Here is an 18,382-nt window from a genome sequence, read left to right as displayed (position 1 = left end):
AGAGCCAAAACGCGGCCGATTGCCCGTTTCCCCCGTTACCAAAACCTGCCGAAGATTGTCGGCCCCGCGTACCGCCGGGTACAGTCGCGCCACTGCTTACCCCCGGGACACCCTGCGGTCGCCCGTCCCGGACTGGTCCTGCTGCCGAGGCGAGAGAGAAGTTGGTGAACGACCAGCCCCCCCACGCCGGGTACGTCGGAGACGACGCCCATACGACCGGCAGCTTCGCCACCGACCCGCTGTTCGGCGCCCTTCCCGGGTACGACACCGGGCACAGCGGCCAGTACGACAGCACGCAGTGGACCGCCGCGGGACAGCAGCAGTGGGACGCCTCCGCCTACGACTCCTACGTCGGACAGCAGCAGGGCGCGCAGCACTACGACACCACCGGCCAGTGGGACGCCTCCGCCTGGAACCAGGCCCAGGCGGCGCAGCAGCAGACCGGCCAGTGGGACGCCACGCAGTTCGCCTCGTACGACACCACCGGTCAGTGGACCGGGGCCACCGGCTACGAGACCGGCGCGTACGACGCCACCGCCTGGAACTACGCCTCGCCCGACACCGCGGTGCACGCCGAGCCGGTAGTCCCGGAGCAGTACACGCCCGAGCACGACACGGCCCCCGACTACGGCTACGCGTACACCGCCTACGACGCCGTCCCCGAGAGCCCGCAGCACGAGGCCCCGGCGGACCGGACCGCCGCGTTCGAGGTCCTGGACTACGGCCAGGGCGACCACCCCGGCGAGCACGGCCACCACGACGCGTACGGCCACGACACCGCGTACGGACACGACGGCCACGACGGTCAGGACCTCGCGTACGGCCACGACGGCTCCTACGAGACCGACGGCCCGTACGCCCCCGAGGCGGACGACGACTCCGACGCCGAGTCCCTCCACACCGCCGACACCATGCTCGCGCCCCGCGTCGAGCTCCCCGACTCCCCTGCCGAGGGCCGCCCCGTGCGCCGCGCCGGCGGCAACCGCGGCCGGCGCCGCACCCCGGCCAAGCGCTCCGCGCTCCTCACCGTCGCCGTGCCCTCCGCCTGCGTCATGGGCGTCGCCGGCATCGCCGCCGCCTCGGTCAGCGGGCTCACCGACACCGCCGACAAGCCGGACGACACCACCTCCGTCGCCGCCGCCGACCCGGCCTCGGTGAAGCAGGTCGCCGCGAACACCCAGCTCGACACGCAGCTCGCCGCGCTCAGCGCCGACGCCCGCGACTTCGGCGACCGCGCCAGCCGCACCCAGGAGCGCATCGACCTGAAGGCGCGCCAGGACGCGGAGAAGAAGAAGCGCGAGGAGGAGGCGGCCCGCAAGGAGGCGCTGCGTCCCAAGTTCATGCTGCCGGTGAAGCTGCACCAGCTGAGCGCGCGCTACGGCCAGTCCGGCGTCAACTGGATGTCGATGCACACCGGCATCGACTTCCCGGTCCAGTACGGCACGCCCGTGATGGCCGCGACGGACGGCACCGTCCGCACCCAGTGGAACAGCGCCTACGGCAACATGGCCATCGTGACCGCCAAGGACGGCACGGAGACCTGGTACTGCCACCTCAGCAGCACGAAGATCCGCTCCGGCAAGGTCAAGGCCGGCGACGTGATCGCGTACTCGGGCAACTCCGGCAACTCCACCGGCCCGCACCTGCACTTCGAGGTCCGGCCGGGCGGCGGCTCGACCATCGACCCGCTCTCCTGGCTGCGCAGCCACGGGCTCGACCCGACGGGCTGACCCCACACGCGCACGAAAGGGCCCCGGCTGCCGAGCAGCCGGGGCCCTTCCCGTACGCCTACGGGCTCGCCTAGAGCTTCTCCACCGGCGCGTACCGGAGCACCAGCCGCTTCGGTGACGCGTCGCCGAAGTCGATCGTCGCCTGCGCCCGGTCGCCCTCGCCCGTCACCGCCATGACCGTGCCCAGGCCGAACTGGTCGTGCGTGACGCGGTCGCCGACCTGCAGCGAGATCACCGGCCTGCCCCCGGTCCGGTTGGTGGCCCAGCCCGACGGGCCGGAGCGGGAGCGGGACGTGGAGAGCGAGGCGGCGATCCCGGCGGTCGGGCCGGCCGGCTTGCTCACCGGGCCGGTCCGCTTCCACTCGAGGTACGACGGCGGGATCTCGTCCAGGAACCGGGAGGCCGGGTTGTACGAGGGCTGGCCCCAGGCGCTGCGCATGGCCGAGCGGGTCAGGTACAGCCGCTCACGGGCGCGCGTGATGCCCACGTACGCGAGCCGCCGCTCCTCCTCCAGCTCCTTGGTCTGGCCGAGGGCGCGCATGTGCGGGAACACGCCGTCCTCCATGCCGGTGAGGAAGACCACCGGGAACTCCAGGCCCTTGGCGGTGTGCAGCGTCATCAGCGTGATGACGCCGGCGCCCTCCTCGTCCTCGTCGGGGATCTGGTCGGAGTCGGCGACCAGCGCGACCTTCTCCAGGAACTCGGCGAGCGTGCCCGCCCCCTCCTCGTCACCGCGCTCCTGCTCGAACTCCAGGGCCACGGCCGCGAGTTCCTGCAGGTTCTCGATCCGGGTCTCGTCCTGCGGGTCGGTGGACGCCTGCAGCTCGGCGAGGTAGCCGGTGCGCTCCAGGACGGCCTCCAGGACGACGGCCGGTCCGGCGCCGGACTCGGCGATCGTCTGCAGCTCCTCCATGAGGGTGTTGAAGCGCTTGACGGCGTTGGCCGAGCGTGCGGCCATGCCGTACGCCTCGTCGACCCGCTTCAGCGCCTGCGGGAAGGTGATCTTCTCGCGCAGGGCGAGGGCGTCGATCATCGCCTCGGCGCGCTCGCCGATGCCGCGCTTGGGCACGTTGAGGATCCGGCGCAGCGGCACGTTGTCCTCGGGGTTGGCGAGGACCCGCAGGTAGGCCAGGACGTCCCGGACCTCCTTGCGCTCGTAGAAGCGGACGCCGCCGACGACCTTGTAGGGCAGGCCGACGCGGATGAAGATCTCCTCGAACACACGGGACTGGGCGTTGGTCCGGTAGAAGACCGCGACGTCGCCCGCCTTCGCGTCGCCGGCGTCGGTGAGCCGGTCGATCTCCTCGGCGACGAACTGCGCCTCGTCGTGCTCGGTGTCGGCCACGTAGCCGGTGATCTGCGCGCCCGCGCCCGCGTTGGTCCAGAGGTTCTTGGGGCGGCGGGACTCGTTGCGCTCGATGACGGCATTGGCGGCGGAGAGGATCGTCTGGGTCGAGCGGTAGTTCTGCTCGAGCAGGATCGTCGTCGCGTCCGGGTAGTCCTCCTCGAACTGGAGGATGTTGCGGATGGTCGCGCCGCGGAAGGCGTAGATGGACTGGTCGGCGTCGCCGACGACGCACAGCTCGGCCGGGCCGAGGTCCTCGTAGCCCTCGCCGACCAGCTCGCGCACCAGGGTGTACTGGGCGTGGTTGGTGTCCTGGTACTCGTCGACGAGGACGTGGCGGAAGCGGCGGCGGTAGTGCTCGGCGACGTCCGGGAACGCCTGGAGCAGGTGGACCGTCGTCATGATGATGTCGTCGAAGTCCAGGGCGTTGGCCTCGCGCAGCCGCGCCTGGTACATCCGGTACGCCTCGGCGAGCGTCTTCTCGAACCCGTCGGCGGCCTGGTCGGCGAAGGTCTCCTCGTCGATCAGCTCGTTCTTCAGGTTGGAGATCTTGGCGCTGAACGACTTCGGCGGGAACTTCTTCGGGTCCAGGTCCAGATCGCGGCAGACCAGCGCCATCAGGCGCTTGGAGTCGGCGGCGTCGTAGATCGAGAACGAGGACGTGAAGCCGAGCTTCTTGCTCTCGCGGCGCAGGATGCGGACGCAGGCGCTGTGGAAGGTCATGACCCACATCGCGTGGGCGCGCGGGCCGACGAGCTGCTCGACGCGCTCCTTCATCTCGCCCGCGGCCTTGTTGGTGAAGGTGATCGCCAGTATCTGGCCGGGATGCACGTGCCGGGTGCCGAGCAGGTGCGCGATGCGGTGGGTGAGCACCCGCGTCTTGCCGGAGCCGGCGCCCGCGACGATGAGCAGCGGGGAGCCGGTGTGGACGACGGCGGCGCGCTGCTGCTCGTTCAGCCCGTCCAGGAGCGCGGCGGCGTCCACGACGGGCCGGTGGGCTCCGTCGCGGTAGTAGGCGTCCCTGCCTGGCGCAGGGGCGTCGAAGCGGTCGCCGAAGAGATCGTGCGGGATCTCCTCGCCGGCCGGGGCGCCGTGCTCGTGGTCCTCGGGCGGGGGCGGGTGCTCCTCCGAGGAGGGGTTCTGGAGGCTCGCCAGGAAGCTGTCGTCAAAGAGGCTGCTCATCGCTTAACGAGTCTAGGCCGCCGCACCGACAGCCCGCCCCGCCTTCCGGAGGACGGGGTCACGGAAGCCGCATCACCGCCATACGGAGCGTGAAACTCCGTATCAGGTCACGAAAATGTATCGGACATATCGCTCATCAACCTTTCCAGGGGCACCGGGACTTGGCTAGCGTGCACGCCCAGCAGCCCGCGCCCCGGCTTTCTCCACCGGGGCTCCTCCGTTCCCCCACGGGAAGGAGATGCCGGCCTTGGCATCCCATCGCAAGCCGCGCAGCACCCGTCCGACCTCTCCGGCCGTCGGCGTCACGACGGCCGCGCTCGCGGGCGTGACCCTGCTGTCCGCGCAGACCGCCGGCGCCGCCCCCGCGCCGCCGAAGCCGACGGTGGAGGAGGTGCAGAAGAAGGTCGACGACCTCTACCGGCAGGCCGGCACGGCGACGCAGGAGTACAACCGCGCCAAGGAGTCGACGGACAAGCAGCGCCGCAAGGTGCAGACGATGCTCGACGAGGCCGCGGAGCGGGCGGACGACATCAACGAGACCCGGCGGGCCCTCGGCACGTACGCGGCGGCGCAGTACCGGACCGGCGCGGTCAGCCCGACCGCGGCGCTGATCTTCGCGGACAGCCCGCAGTCGTACTTCGACCAGACCCAGCTGATGGACCGGATGACCGCGCAGCAGCGCACGGTCGTCACCGAGTACGAGACCGAGCGCGCCGCGGCGGCCAGGCAGCGCGCCGAGGCGACGAAGAGCCTGCAGTCGCTCACCGAGTCCCAGAAGGCCCTGCGCACCAGCAAGAAGGCGGTCCAGGACAAGCTGGCCGAGGCCCGGAACCTGCTGTCGAGGCTGACGGCCGAGGAGAAGGCCCGACTCGCGGAGCTGGAGCGCAAGCGGGCGGCCGAGGCCCGCCGCAAGGCGGAGGAGCAGGCCCGCAAGGAGGCCGCAGAGGCGGAGCGCCTGCGGCAGGAGGAGGCGGCGCGGGAGCGGGCGGCAGAGCAGCCGGCGCCCACGCCGACGCCGACCCCGACGCCCACGCCGACCCCGGAACCCCCGTCGAGCGGAGGCAGCACGTACGCGGCGAAGGCGGAGAAGGCGCTGGCCTTCGCCCGCGCCCAGATCGGCAAGCCGTACGTGTGGGGCGCCACCGGCCCCAGCTCGTACGACTGCTCCGGGCTGACGCAGGCCGCCTGGAAGGCAGCGGGCGTGGACCTGCCGCGCACCACCTGGGACCAGGTGAAGGTCGGCAGCCGCGTGGCGACGGAGGACCTGCTCCCCGGCGACCTGGTCTTCTTCTACGACGACATCAGCCACGTCGGCATCTACATCGGCGGCGGCAAGATGATCCACGCCCCGAAGCCGGGCACCAACGTCCGCGAGGAGTCCATCTACTACATGCCGATCTACGGCAGCGTCCGCCCGGCCTGAGGCCGGACGGACGCTCGAGACGGACCGCGAAGCCCCTGGATCACGTCCAGAGCGTCGCGATGCCGCATTCTCCGGGGGACGACCCCGGGCCCCCGGCAGAATCACGTCCACACCGTCGCGATGAAGATGTTCGCCGTCGTGAGCGCGCCCACGGCGGCGAACGGTCCCTTGCCCACCGACTCCTCGTCGCGCTTCACGTAGACCAGGCCGAGGACCACCACCAGCACGGCCAGCTTGACGATGATCTTGATGTTGTTGACGGTCTGGTCGTCGGCCTGGTTCAGGCCGACCAGGATCACTCCGGTGACCAGCATGGTCAGCGCGCCGTGCAGCATCGCCGGGACGAAGCGCGCCGTGCCCGCGCCCATCGCCTTCATCTGGGTGAGGAAGCCGCCCAGCAGGGAGGCGATGCCGATGATGTGCAGGGCCACGAACACGTTGATGAGTACGTCCATGCCCCGGAGCCTATCCGGGCATTTGCGGCGGCCCGAGGGCGCCCGGAGCGAAAGCGTTCGGTCCCGGTCCGACATCCGACGCCAATAGCGGTCAACTCGCCGCTCCCCCGTGTCCGCCAGGTTTAGCGTCCTTCGCAGCCGGGAGCCGAGCAAGCGAACTCCCCCGCAGGGAAAGGATGTGACCCGCCCTCGTGGCAGCACACCGCAAGCCCAAGCAGCGCACCCTCGGCGGCCCCGCCGCCCGCACCGCCGCCGGCCTGGCCCTGGCCGGCGCGGCGACCGCGACCCTCCTGGACGGCGCCGCGCACGCCACGCCCCGGCCGACGCCCGCGAAGGTCAAGGCCGATGTCGACCGGCTCTACCGGGAGGCCGAGGAGGCCACGGAGCGGTACAACGGCGCGAAGGAGAAGGCCGACGCGACCCGTCGCGCGCTCGACGGGCTGCGCGACGAGGCCGCCCGCCGGACCTCCCGGCTCAACAGCGCGCGCACGGCGCTCGGTTCGGCGGCGGCCGCGCAGTACCGGTCCGGCGGGCTCGACCCGGCGGTGCAGCTGGCGCTCAGCTCGGACCCGGACCAGTACCTGGAGCGGGCCGCGCTGGCCGAGCACGTCGGGCAGCGGCAGGCCGTCGCCATCGCGTCGGTACGGCGCGAGCTCACCGAGATCGGCCGGCTGCGCGCCGAGTCGACCGGGAGGCTGGCCGATCTGAGGCGCCACGAGGCCGCGCTCGGCCGCCACAAGAGCACCGTCCAGAGCAAGCTCGCCTCCGCCCGCACACTGCTGGCCCGGCTCACCGCCGAGCAGCGCCGGGCGTACGAGGCCCAGGTCGCCGGGCGCACCGGCGCGGACGCCGGGACCCCCGCCGCCGACCGGGCCGACCGCCTCCAGCCGCGCGGCCCGGTGCAGGCGCCGAACGGGCGGGCGGCGCAGGCGGTGGCCTTCGCGTACGGGGCGCTCGGCAAGCCGTACGTCTGGGGCGCGACGGGCCCGAACGCGTACGACTGCTCCGGTCTCACCCAGGCCGCCTGGCGCTCCGCGGGCGTCTCGCTGCCGCGCACCACGTACACCCAGATCAACGCCGGGCAGCGGGTCTCGCGGTCCCAACTGGCCCCGGGCGACCTGGTGTTCTTCTACTCCGGGATCAGCCATGTGGGGCTCTACATCGGCGGCGGCAAGATGATCCACGCGCCGCGGCCGGGCGCGCCGGTGCGGATCGCACCGATCGACGAGATGCCGTTCGCGGGGGCCACTCGCGTGGGGTGAGCCCCGCGGAGGCGCAAAGGGCGGAGCAGCGGGGAACAGACGACGGGGAACGGGGATTGTTATGGATAGTGGCACTCACTACTATGGATAGTGCCACTCGCCAATCTTGCGACGGAGAAGGTACGCCATGCCCACCCTCCCCTGGACCACCCCGAACCAGCCCCGGCCCGACACCACCCACGCGTACGTCATGGCCTCCCGCTTCGAGGTGAACGCGCTGAAGGACGTGCCGCGCTTCCTCCTCAAGTCACTGGCCGCCTGGCGCCAGGTCCGCAGCGCGCCGGGCGCGCTCGGGGCCTCCCTGGTCGCCCGCCCGTTCGCCCGCACCTTCCTCACGCTCTCCGCCTGGGAGGACCGCGACGCGCTCTACGCCTACGCGCGCGCCGAACCGCACCGGAGCATCATGAGCGGGCTGCGCTCCACCATGCGCGACTCGACCTTCACCTTCTGGGAGGCCCCGGTCGAGCAGCTGCCGATCGGCTGGGACGACGCCCACCGCCGCCTCGACGCCGCCCGGACCGACTGACCCGCCGGACGGACCGACCCGTCAGACCAGACGGCGGGCCGTCGCCCAGCGGGTCAGCTCGTGCCGGTTGGAGAGCTGCAGCTTGCGCAGCACCGCCGAGACGTGCGACTCGACCGTCTTCACCGAGATGAACAGCTGCTTGGCGATCTCCTTGTACGCGTAGCCGCGGGCGATCAGCCGCAGCACCTCGCGCTCCCGCTGGGTCAGCCGGTCCAGGTCCTCGTCCACCGGCGGCGCGTCCGTGGACGCGAAGGCGTCCAGGACGAAGCCGGCGAGCCGCGGCGAGAACACCGCGTCGCCCTCCTGCACCCGGAAGATCGAGTCGACCAGGTCCGCGCCGGTGATCGTCTTGGTGACATAGCCGCGCGCGCCGCCACGGATCACGCCGATCACGTCCTCGGCCGCGTCCGAGACCGACAGCGCCAGGAAGCGGACCGGGTTCTCCGCCGCGGCCGTCAGACTCGCGCAGCGCCGCAGCACCTCCACCCCGCCGCCGCCGGGCAGGTGCACGTCCAGGAGCACGACCTCGGGACGGGTCGCGGTGATCACGGTGACGGCCTGGTCGACGTCGGCCGCCTCGCCGACCACCTCGACGCCCGTCTCCTCGGTCCGGCCGATCTCGGCCTGCACCCCGGCGCGGAACATCCGGTGGTCGTCGACGAGCACGACCCGTACGCGCCGCGCGTCCGCACCCGCGTCCGTGCCCCCGGTGCTCTCCTCGGTCATCCGTCCGCCCTCTCCATCTCGAGTTCCACTTCGGTGCCCTCGCCCGGCGCCGACCGCACCCGGGCCGTGCCGCCGTTGCGCTGCATCCGGCCGATGATCGATTCTCGTACGCCCATCCGGTCGCCCGGCACCGCGTCGGGGTCGAAGCCCGGCCCCCGGTCCCGTACCGAGACAAACACCGTGCGGCCCTCGACCTCGGCGTAGACCTGAACGGCCCCACCCCCGCCACCGTACTTCGCGGCGTTCACCATGGCCTCGCGCGCGGCCTGCATCTGTGCGACGAGCTTCTCGTCCAGCGGGCAGTCGCCGACCACCACGACCTCCAGCGGGACGCCGTGCTTGTCCTCCACCTCGGCCGCGGCCTTCTTCACCGCCTCGGCGAGCGTCTCGGGGGTGTCCTCGTCCTCCTTGCCGGTGCCCTGCGGCTTGTACAGCCAGTTCCGCAGCTCGCGCTCCTGCGCGCGGGCCAGCCGGCGCACCTCCCCCGGGTCGTCCGCGTTGCGCTGGATCAGGGTGAGGGTGTGCAGCACCGAGTCGTGGACATGGGCGGCGACCTCGGCCCGCTCCTGGGCGCGGATGCGCATCGTCCGCTCCTCGGAGAGGTCCTGCGTCATCCGTATCAGCCACGGGCCGGCGAGCAGCGCTATCCCGGCGAGGACCGCGATCGCGGCGGTGACGGCGGTGCCGAGCTGGGCGGCGGAGGCCCGTCCGACGACGAAGGCGGTCAGGCCCAGGCCGACCAGGGCCACTCCGGCCAGGGCGCGGGCCAGCTGCAGGGTGCGCCGGCGCCCGCCGGTGGCGGTCCAGCTGGCGCGGCGGGCGTTGTCGGCCTGCCGCCAGACCACGATCAGGCCGAGACCGATGAGCAGGGTGGGCCAGATGTAGCGGTTGGCCCGGCCGCCGAGGTCGACGTTGCCGACGAAGACGGCGGCCCCGATCGCCAGCGCGATCAGCGCGAACACCTGCCCCTTGTCGGGCTTGCGCAGCCGCCGCCGGCCGTCGGCGGTCGTCTCGAAGACCGACCGGGGCTCCGGCGCCCGGCCGCCGACGCCCAGCGGGACGACGATCCAGAACACCGCGTACAGCAGGGAGCCCAGCCCGTCGGCGAAGAACAGCGCCAGGAACACGAACCGCACCCAGATCACGGGCAGCCCGAGGTGCCCGGCGAGACCGCGCGCGACACCGCCGAGCATCCGCCCCTCGGCGCTCCGGTAGAGCTTGCGCGGGGGCGGCTCGTCGTGGTCGGTGAGCCGGTCGTGCGGGCGATCGGCCGGGCGGGCGGCAACGGGCATGCCCCGATCGTCACACGCCCGGACGCCCCCGGACATCAGGGTCGGCCCTGAGACCGCCCGGATCCCGGCCGCGACCGAAGTCTCGATCCGGGCACCACTATCGGCCCGCAATATCAGGGACCGTCCAGGGTCGGCCCCGGTGCCGCCGGGCCCCGGCGGCCCGCACCATGGATCCATGACGCGTTCGAAGTCCCCCGAGGAGGCACCGCCGCCCTCCTCCGCCCCGGCCGGCGACGCCGTGCCGGCCGGCGTCCCGCCGCTGCGCCGGACCCGGCGGCAGAAGGTCGTGGCCGGAGTCTGCGGCGGCCTCGGGCGGTACTTCGACATGGACCCGGTGATCTTCCGGATCGCCGTGGGCGTGCTGTCCGCCGCCGGCGGCGTCGGGCTCATCTTCTACGGCTTCGCCTGGCTGGCCCTGCCGCTGGACGGCGAGGACGAGAACGAGGCCCGCCGGCTGCTGTCCGGCCGGGTCGACGGGGCCTCGCTGAGCGCGGTCATGATGGCGCTGGTCGGCAGCGGCCTGTTCCTGGCGATGAGCCGGAACGGCGGGACGCTCGCCTTCGCGATGATGCTGTCGATAGCGGTGAGCGGCGCGGCCGTCTGGTCGCAGCGCCGCCGTCAGGTCGCCGCCGGGGAAGCCGTGGCGCACGGCCGGGACGTGGCGGCCGCGCAGGCCGTCGCGCAGGCCGCGCCGCCGGAGACCAAGGCCCCGCCGCTCGCGGACGCGCCGTCATGGTGGCGGGACCCGATCGTCAAGGACGGCTCCACCGGTCCGGTGCCGACCGGCTACCTGTGGGGCCCGACGGGGACGGATCCGCAGGACGTGGAGCCGCCGGCGCCGCGCAGCCCCTGGGGCGCCCCGGCCGCCGCGCGCCCGGCCGCCCGCGGGCCCCGGTCGATCGGCGGGCTGTTCTTCCTGCTCGCCCTGATCGCCGGCGGCCTCGGCACCGGCCTGACGTGGGACACGCAGCCGCTCGGCACCAGCGTCCAGATCGGCCTGGTCTGCGCCGTCGCCGTCCTCGGCCTCGCCATGGTGATCAGCAGCTTCCTGGGCCGTACGGGCTTCGGCACGGTCTTCGTCACGGTCGTCGCCGCCTGTCTGCTCGCCGCGGCCGCGGCCCTGCCCGCCGACATCGGCACCCGCTGGGTCCGCACCACCTGGCAGCCCGCCTCCGTCTCCGCCGTGCAGCCCCGGTACGAACTGGGCTCCGGCGTCGGCACCCTGGACCTGTCCGGGATCGCCGTCCCCGCCGGGACGACGCTGCGCACCGCCGCCGACGTGGGCGCGGGCAAGCTGAAGGTGATCGTGCCGCGGAACGTCACCGTCGACCTGGTCGCCGAGACCGGCCTGGCCGACGTCCAGCTGCCGGGCGAGCGGCCCGACGACATCGACGTACGCGGCGGCTACACCGCCCGCCGTACGCTGACCCCGCCGGCCGGCGTGCAGCCGGGCGGCACCCTGGAGCTCCGGGTGGACCTGGGGATCGGACAGCTGGAGGTCGACCGTGCTGCGTCATGAGTTCCGCCCCGGCCGGCTGCTCGCGGGCGCGACCGCGCTGACCGTCGCCGCGCTGTACGGCGGCGACGCCGCGGGGGCGTGGCACACGCCGTGGTGGACGGCCCTGCCGCTGACCTTCGGCGGGCTGACGCTGGCCGGGCTCGCGGCCTGGGCGGCCTACGGGGTCCGGCGGCGTGGTGCGCGCAGCGCGTCGAGCGACCAGTAGGGCGCCCCGGCGAGCAGCAGCGGCAGCCAGGCCATGAGGTACACGAGGTCGTTGCCGTAGTAGTACGGCGTGGTCTGCCAGCTCACCGTCAGCCACAGGCTCAGCGAGATCAGCGCCCCGCCGAGCGCGGCGAGCCGGGCGAACAGTCCGGCCAGGGTGCCGAGGCCGACCGCGAGCTCGCCGAACGCGATCGCGTAGCCGAAGCCGGTGGGGCTCTTCAGGGCCAGGTCGACCATGGCGGGGATCGCGGCGCCGTCGCGGACGCCGCGCATCATCTCGCCGATCGAGCCGGAGCCGGTGTCGGAGAGGAAGGCGGAGTCGGTGATCTTGTCGAGCCCCGCGTAGACGAAGGTGACGCCGAGGAAGATCCGCAGGGGCAGCAGCGCGTACTGCGAGGCGGTCTCCTTCCAGCCGCCGATCCCCTGACGACCTCCGTGGTACGTGTGTGTCATCGCCGGCCTGCCTCTCCCGCGCCGCTGTCCAAGCTCCCGAATCCGTCCCCGGACGCCTTCCGGGATATACGTGCGGGGCACCCGAACGGTTCAACCGTCACCCACTTCGGGTTTCCACGGTCCTCCGGCCCGGCGGTCCTGTCGAACGCGCGGGCCCGGCGCGAATCAGTCGGCGACGTCGATCGCGACCCGTTCGGTCTCCACCCCCGCGGCCGTGACGACCGAGACCTCCACCCGGCCCGGTTCCACGTCCGCGGGCAGCGGGACGGTCAGCACCGAGTCGGTCGGATTGGCGAAGCCGCCGGTCACCGGTACCAGCGGGACGTGCGCGTGGACCGCGCCGATGCGGACGACGAGCCGGGTCAGCGCCTCCGGGCCGGCCGCCCCGGGCGGTACGAACCCGGCGCCGCGGATCTCGATGTCGTCGCCCACCCGGATCGGCGCGTCCAGGTCCCCCGCCTCGCGGGCCCGCACCACCGAGAGGATCACCGGCCGGCCGCCCTCCGCGCCCTTGCCCGCGAGGTACGCGGCGGTCGACACGGCCACCAGGACGGCCAGCGACCAGGGCAGTTCGGGCAGCCGGTCGGGCGCGGCGGCCAGTTCGGCCGCGGCGAACACCAGGGCGGCCGCGGAGACCAGCACGTACTGCACGTCCGCGAGGCAGGCCCGGCCGCCGTCGTCGCACAGCAGGTCCGCGGCGCGCGGCCGGTCGGCGCGGACCTTCTGCAGTCGCCGCCCCAGGACCCGTACGAGCACCAGCCGGCGGACCGCCACCGCGGTCACCGACCCCAGGGCGAACACGGTGAGCAGGCCCGCGCCCCGGGCGAGCCCGAGGTCCACCGGCCCGGCCCCGGCGATCCGGCCCAGCGCGAGGAACAGCACCGCGTACCCGGTGAACAGCAGCCAGGCCGCGGCGACCGTGCGGGAGGTGGAGAGCCGGTTGTCGTCGCCGACCAGCGGGGCGAGCAGTCCACCGCGGGCGCGGTGGGCGCGGGCGGCGGCGAGCAGCGCCGCGGCGGTGAGGACGGCGGCGAGCAGCGCGCAGGTGCGGGCCGCGGTCCAGCCGGGGCCGATCGCGGTGAACGCAAGGGCCAGCAGCAGCGCCACCAGTCCCCCGCCGGCGGCGGCGAGGCTGCCGCGCCAGACCCGGCCGGTCCACTCCTCGCCGGCGGCGCGGCCGCGGACCTCGACGGTGCGGGCGGACTGGGCGAGTTCGTCGGAGACCCACTGCCGGGACGCGACCGGCGAGTGGGCGAGCGCGGCGGGCACGCCGTGCCCGCCGGCGAGCTCGTTGCGGCGGGCCAGGAAGGCGGCGACGGCGCGCCGATGGGCCTCCCGTCCGCCGTGCGCGCACGCCGTACGGTCCGCGCACTGCTCCGCCTGCTGCACCGTCACGGCGCACGCTCCCTGTTCGCCTGTGCGGTCAACTACCGCACGAGTACAGGGAATTGTGCCGCACGGAGGAACCGCTTCCGGTGCTCCGCACGCCCCCCGGGAGGGTGAATCGGCTACTGATCCGATTGACGACCAAGACGCTCATGTCCGGCCTGTCTACGACAGCAGTTCGGGCTCCGCACGACTGATCCGCCGCCACAGCGGCTGGTAGCTGAACCACGCCACCAGATCGCTGCCGAGCTGCGCCCGGGAGGCGAGCGCGTCCTTGTGCCCGATCGGCACCGGCTTGCCCGCGGCCCGCGCGGCGAGCTGGATCTCGCAGGCCCGCTCCATGGCGATGAACCACCAGGCCGCCGCGTCGACGGAGTCCCCGACGGTGAGCAGCCCGTGGTTGCGCAGCACGATCGCCTTGTACGGACCGAGGGCCGCGGCGATCGCCGGTCCCTCGTCCTCGTCGACGGCCGCGCCGGTGTACGCGTCAAACAGCGCGTGGTCGCGGTAGAAGGCGCAGGACTCCTGGGTGATCGGCTCGATCAGCTCGCCGAGCGCGGCCAGCGCCCGGCCGTGCGTGGTGTGCGTGTGGGCGACGGCGACGACCTCGGGCCGGGCGCGGTGCACGGCGGCGTGCACCCCGAACGCGGCCTGGTTGACCCGGTGCTCGCCGTGCCGGACCCGGCCGTCCCCGTCGACGAGGAGCAGGTCGCTCGCCCGGATGCCGGCGAAGGGCTCGCCGAAGGGGTTCACCCAGTAGCAGTCGTCGTACTCGGGGTCCCGGGCGGTGAGATGGCCGGAGACCCCGTCCTCGTACCCGAACGCGGCGAAGAGCCGGAGCGCGCCCGCGAGCCGCTGCCTGCGGTGCGTCCGCTCCTCCTCGGCGGTCGGGTGGACGGGGGGCGTCGCGAAGTGGAGCAGATCCGCGGGTCTGGGGGCCGGTGTCTCGCTCATGGCCGGGAAGGTAACGCCGGGTCCCGCAACTGACCAGAGAGATCACACGCCGAAAACGGCGAAGCCGCCGCCCCTTTCGCGAGGGACGACGGCTTCGCACCGCTGAGGCGGGAACCTACTCCCACTCGATGGTGCCCGGCGGCTTGCTGGTCACGTCGAGGACGACGCGGTTGACGTCGGCGACCTCGTTGGTGATCCGGGTCGAGATGCGGGCGAGCACGTCGTACGGCAGGCGCGACCAGTCGGCCGTCATGGCGTCCTCGGAGGACACCGGACGGAGCACGATCGGGTGGCCGTAGGTGCGGCCGTCGCCCTGGACGCCGACGGAGCGGACGTCGGCGAGCAGCACGACCGGGCACTGCCAGATGTCGCGGTCGAGACCGGCCGCGGTCAGCTCCTCGCGGGCGATGGCGTCGGCCTCGCGCAGCAGGTCCAGGCGCTCCTTGGTGACCTCGCCGACGATGCGGATGCCGAGGCCGGGGCCGGGGAACGGCTGGCGCTGGACGATCTCCTCGGGCAGGCCGAGCTCCTGGCCGACCATCCGGACCTCGTCCTTGAACAGCTGGCGCAGCGGCTCGACGAGCTCGAACTCGATGTCGTCGGGGAGGCCGCCCACGTTGTGGTGGGACTTGATGTTGGCGGTGCCGGTGCCGCCGCCGGACTCGACGATGTCCGGGTAGAGGGTGCCCTGGACGAGGAACGCGACCTCGGGGCCCTCCTCCTGGAGGATCTCCAGCTGCGCCTGCTCGAACACGCGGATGAACTCGCGGCCGATGATCTTGCGCTTGGTCTCCGGGTCCGAGACGCCCGCCAGCGCGTCGAGGAAGCGCTCCTGCGCGTCGACGACCTTCAGGTTGGCGCCGGTGGCGGCCACGAAGTCCTTCTCGACCTGCTCGGTCTCGTTCTTGCGCATCAGACCGTGGTCCACGTACACGCAGGTGAGCTGCGAGCCGATGGCCTTCTGCACCAGCGCGGCGGCCACGGCGGAGTCGACACCGCCGGACAGACCGCAGATGGCGCGCTTGTCGCCGACCTGGGCGCGGATGGCCGCGACCTGCTCCTCGATGACGTTGCCGGTGGTCCAGCTCGGCTCGATGCCGGCGCCCCGGTAGAGGAAGTGCTCGAGGATCTGCTGGCCGTGCGTGGAGTGCAGCACCTCGGGGTGGTACTGGACGCCGTACAGCTTCTTCTCGTCGTTCTCGAAGGCGGCGACCGGGACCACGTCGGTGGACGCGGTGACGGCGAAGCCCTCGGGGGCGGCGGAGCAGGCGTCGCCGTGCGACATCCACACGGACTGCTCGACCGGGGTGCCCTCGAAGAGGGTCGAGCCCGCCTTGGAGACGTGCAGCGGGGTACGGCCGTACTCGCGGGCGCCCGTGTTGTCGACGGTGCCGCCGAGCGTGGTCGCCATCAGCTGGAAGCCGTAGCACATGCCGAAGACGGGGACGCCGGCCTCGAAGAGCGCGCGGTCGAGCCGCGGGGCGCCCTCCGCGTACACGGACGAGGGGCCGCCGGAGAGGATGATCGCCTTCGGCTTCTTGGCCAGCATCTCGGCCACCGGCATGGTGGACGGGACGATCTCGCTGTAGACCCGCGCCTCACGGACGCGGCGGGCGATGAGCTGGGCGTACTGGGCGCCGAAGTCGACGACCAGGACGACGTCCGGGTGGGAGACGGGCGCGGCAGCGGGGGTCGCTGATGACACTACGGCGGCCTTCCGGCGGTAGGAGACGTCCTCGGAGGGAGGGGGCTATTTGTCGATTCTACCGGCGCGCCGGTGCTTCCCTTTCGTCTCACCATCCGAACCGGATTGCCGGGGCCGGGACGGAGGGGGGCATACTGTCCGCATGCGCACGCTCACGACCTTCGTCTTTACCTATGGCAACCGGCCCACCGGCTGCCATGGTCGTGCTGCTTGAGCTACTGACAAGCGACTTCCCAGGCGCCCCGGGCCGACAAGGCCCGGGGCGCTCTGCGTATCACCGGGCCGGACCGCCCCGGGGACCCCGCACCACGAGGAGCCCCGAGACATGACCACGCAGACGCAGCCCGCCACCGAGAAGACCGGCGCCCGCACCGACGAGGCGGCGACGCTGATCGGCGACGCCCGCGAGCGGATCGACGCGCTCGACGACCGGATCATCGGTCTGATCCAGGAACGGATGGCCGTCTCGGCCGTCATCCAGGAGGCCCGGATCTCCTCCGGCGGCCGCCGGGTGAACCTGGCCCGCGAGATGGAGGTCCTCGGCCACTACCGCGACGCCCTGGGCAAGCCGGGCACGGCGCTCGCGATGACGATGCTGGAGCTGTGCCGGGGCCGCATCTGAACGCGCGTGCGGTTCCGGACTCACCCGTACGGCGCGTGACCGGTCCCGCGGCGGCTTCGTTGGTCCCGTTGTCCGTGCCAGCCAGGGGCGGGCCCGCTTCACCCACGCGTGGCTTCGCTGGGGCGCGTGACGCACCGCAGGTGCGTCGTGGGACCGCGCCCCGGCGCTCGTGACCGGACCGCAGGGGACAGCAGCCCGGTCACCCAGAAAGGACGGCCGGCTCCGGGGACGCCCGGAGCCGGCCGCATCCGCACCTCTCCCCACACACAGGTCCCCCGGCGCCGCCCTCCCCCCGGCGCCCCGCGAGGCCCCGGTCCGCGCAGAAGTGACACGCGTCACATGCCGACCGGGGCTTTGGCGTACAACCAATCCCCCGGGCCACAGGTCATGCATGCGGAACCCACGGTTTCGCCCGTAGCCGCCACGCGGGTACACCCAGACTCCGTGCCGTGACCTCACGGCACGCCCGCACTGCTCCGAGGAACTGATGAAGCAGCTTCGCCGCGCCCTGGCCGTCGCCGCCGCGACGGCCGTCATCGCGCCCGCCGCCCTTCTGGCGGCGCCCGCCGCGTACGCGACCGACGGCGGCACCACGAGCACCACGTCCGACACCCCGGCACAGCCGAGCGACGACCCGGCGACGCCGGACGACACCGCGGACACCACTCCGGAGCAGCCCTCCGACGCCCCGGCGGACGACAAGTCCCCCGAGGCCACGACGCCGGACGCCGACAAGGACGCGGACGCCGAGCAGCCGGCCACCACACCGGAGGGCGAGGAGAAGGACGACAAGCCCGGCTCCGGCGAGGGCGGGACCAAGCCCGAGGACGAGCCGAAGCCCGGCGAGGACGAGGAGTTCCCCGAGCCGCCGATCTGCGAGTCCAGCGACCTCGAGCTGAACGTCGACGGCCTGCCCGGCAAGATCGCCGCGGGCAGCGGCTGGCACACCTTCAGCCTCGATGTCTACAACGCCTCCGAGAAGAGCGTCCGCGAGGTGCACTTCTTCGCCGGAGCCGCCGCCGACGAGATGGGCGAGAAGCTCTTCAAGACCAAGCAGGTCGAGCTCCAGGTCAAGAACGACGACGGCTGGGAGACCCTCGACCTCGACGGCGACGCCGTCGGCTACGTCGGCCAGTCCGACGAGATCGAGGCCGGCTACGAGATCGAGATCCCGATGCGTCTGAACGTGAAGGCGAGCGCTCCGGTCGGCGCCGGCTTCACCCTGGGTGCGGGCCTCTACGTCGGCGAGGACGACTGCCTCGGCGAGGGCGAGGTCGCCTACAAGTTCCAGATCGTGAAGTCGGGCACGGACACCGACGGCACCAAGCCGCAGGAAGGCGGCAAGGTCCCGGTTCCGGACACCAAGCCCGCGAACGACACCTCCCCGCAGCTGACCGGCACGCTCGCCGAGACCGGCTCCTCCGACGTGCTGCCCGTGATCGGCATGGTCGGCGGTGTGGCCGTGGTCGCCGGCGCCGGTGTCGTGTTCGCGATGCGGCGGCGCAGCGGCGGTGCTGCCGCCTAAGGGCTGACGCCCCCACAGACAGAAAGGCGCTGCGCTCGGAGGGGGGCGCAGCGCCTTTCTTGTGTCTCCGGAC

16 protein-coding genes are annotated in these 18,382 nt (G+C 72.8%); 8 read left to right on the top strand and 8 right to left on the bottom strand.

The window, feature by feature from the left end; genetic code table 11:
* Positions 1-164: 164 nt before the first annotated feature.
* Positions 165-1,730 (top strand): M23 family metallopeptidase, encoded by a 1,566-nt coding sequence (locus ABZO31_RS20220; protein ID WP_406862626.1) that lies wholly within the window; start codon positions 165-167, stop codon positions 1,728-1,730.
* Positions 1,731-1,800: 70 nt separating this feature from the next.
* Here the strand turns inward: ABZO31_RS20220 and pcrA are convergent, their stop codons facing one another.
* Positions 1,801-4,257: a DNA helicase PcrA gene (gene pcrA, locus ABZO31_RS20215; RefSeq protein WP_406862625.1), complete on the bottom strand. Its 2,457-nt coding sequence runs from the start codon at positions 4,255-4,257 to the stop codon at positions 1,801-1,803.
* 238 nt (positions 4,258-4,495) lie between these two features.
* Here pcrA and ABZO31_RS20210 point away from each other — a divergent pair, with 238 nt between their 5' ends.
* Positions 4,496-5,680, top strand: a complete 1,185-nt coding sequence (locus ABZO31_RS20210) for a C40 family peptidase (RefSeq protein ID WP_406862624.1) — start codon at positions 4,496-4,498, stop codon at positions 5,678-5,680.
* Positions 5,681-5,781: 101 nt separating this feature from the next.
* On the opposite strand, the gene ABZO31_RS20205 is transcribed toward ABZO31_RS20210, so the two are convergent.
* Entirely contained in the window at positions 5,782-6,135 is a 354-nt protein-coding gene (locus ABZO31_RS20205) for a hypothetical protein (RefSeq protein WP_406862623.1), read from the bottom strand.
* Between the two features lie 191 nt (positions 6,136-6,326).
* Between ABZO31_RS20205 and ABZO31_RS20200 the strand changes: the two genes are divergently transcribed.
* Both ABZO31_RS20200 and ABZO31_RS20195 read left to right on the top strand, forming a co-directional pair.
* Complete coding sequence (locus tag ABZO31_RS20200; RefSeq protein ID WP_406862622.1) at positions 6,327-7,397, top strand: C40 family peptidase; 1,071 nt, start codon at positions 6,327-6,329, stop codon at positions 7,395-7,397.
* Between the two features lie 127 nt (positions 7,398-7,524).
* Positions 7,525-7,923 carry a DUF3291 domain-containing protein gene (locus ABZO31_RS20195; protein ID WP_406862621.1) on the top strand — a complete coding sequence of 133 codons (399 nt, stop codon included), beginning with the start codon at positions 7,525-7,527 and terminating at the stop codon, positions 7,921-7,923.
* 21 nt (positions 7,924-7,944) lie between these two features.
* Here ABZO31_RS20195 and ABZO31_RS20190 read toward each other — a convergent pair whose 3' ends face one another.
* Together ABZO31_RS20190 and ABZO31_RS20185 are read right to left on the bottom strand one after the other, a co-directional pair.
* Complete coding sequence (locus tag ABZO31_RS20190; protein WP_406862620.1) at positions 7,945-8,649, bottom strand: LuxR C-terminal-related transcriptional regulator; 705 nt, start codon at positions 8,647-8,649, stop codon at positions 7,945-7,947.
* Positions 8,646-9,941 (bottom strand): PspC domain-containing protein, encoded by a 1,296-nt coding sequence (locus ABZO31_RS20185; protein ID WP_406862619.1) that lies wholly within the window; start codon positions 9,939-9,941, stop codon positions 8,646-8,648. Before ABZO31_RS20185 ends, ABZO31_RS20190 begins: the two co-directional genes overlap by 4 nt.
* Before the next feature lie 175 nt (positions 9,942-10,116).
* Here ABZO31_RS20185 and ABZO31_RS20180 point away from each other — a divergent pair, with 175 nt between their 5' ends.
* Positions 10,117-11,460, top strand: coding sequence for a PspC domain-containing protein (locus ABZO31_RS20180; RefSeq protein WP_406862618.1), 1,344 nt, complete (start codon positions 10,117-10,119; stop codon positions 11,458-11,460).
* The gene (locus tag ABZO31_RS20175) at positions 11,447-11,665 is read left to right on the top strand and encodes a hypothetical protein (RefSeq protein ID WP_406862617.1); all 219 of its coding nucleotides are present in this window, start codon (positions 11,447-11,449) and stop codon (positions 11,663-11,665) included. The genes ABZO31_RS20180 and ABZO31_RS20175 overlap by 14 nt, the downstream gene beginning before the upstream one ends.
* Here the strand turns inward: ABZO31_RS20175 and ABZO31_RS20170 are convergent.
* The 4 genes from ABZO31_RS20170 to guaA form a co-directional block, all read right to left on the bottom strand.
* A complete protein-coding gene (locus ABZO31_RS20170; RefSeq protein ID WP_406862616.1) occupies positions 11,617-12,117 on the bottom strand; it encodes a DoxX family protein in 501 nt (166 codons plus the stop codon). The two genes, ABZO31_RS20175 and ABZO31_RS20170, sit on opposite strands and share 49 nt — an antisense overlap.
* A gap of 165 nt (positions 12,118-12,282) precedes the next feature.
* A complete protein-coding gene (locus ABZO31_RS20165; RefSeq protein WP_406862615.1) occupies positions 12,283-13,512 on the bottom strand; it encodes a hypothetical protein in 1,230 nt (409 codons plus the stop codon).
* Positions 13,513-13,668: 156 nt separating this feature from the next.
* The gene (locus ABZO31_RS20160) at positions 13,669-14,457 is read right to left on the bottom strand and encodes a class II aldolase/adducin family protein (protein WP_406862614.1); all 789 of its coding nucleotides are present in this window, start codon (positions 14,455-14,457) and stop codon (positions 13,669-13,671) included.
* A 115-nt stretch (positions 14,458-14,572) separates the two neighbouring features.
* Positions 14,573-16,162, bottom strand: a complete 1,590-nt coding sequence (gene guaA / locus ABZO31_RS20155; protein WP_406862613.1) for a glutamine-hydrolyzing GMP synthase — start codon at positions 16,160-16,162, stop codon at positions 14,573-14,575.
* A 325-nt stretch (positions 16,163-16,487) separates the two neighbouring features.
* On the opposite strand from guaA, the gene ABZO31_RS20150 reads away from it, so the two are divergent.
* Together ABZO31_RS20150 and ABZO31_RS20145 are read left to right on the top strand one after the other, a co-directional pair.
* Positions 16,488-16,784, top strand: coding sequence for a chorismate mutase (locus tag ABZO31_RS20150; protein ID WP_406862612.1), 297 nt, complete (start codon positions 16,488-16,490; stop codon positions 16,782-16,784).
* A 487-nt stretch (positions 16,785-17,271) separates the two neighbouring features.
* The gene (locus ABZO31_RS20145) at positions 17,272-18,309 is read left to right on the top strand and encodes a hypothetical protein (protein ID WP_406862611.1); all 1,038 of its coding nucleotides are present in this window, start codon (positions 17,272-17,274) and stop codon (positions 18,307-18,309) included.
* Positions 18,310-18,382: the final 73 nt, after the last annotated feature.

The sequence above is a fragment of the Streptomyces solicamelliae genome (assembly GCF_045348655.1).
Lineage (GTDB): Bacteria > Actinomycetota > Actinomycetes > Streptomycetales > Streptomycetaceae > Streptomyces > Streptomyces solicamelliae.
This window is presented reverse-complemented; position numbering and strand designations above follow the sequence as displayed.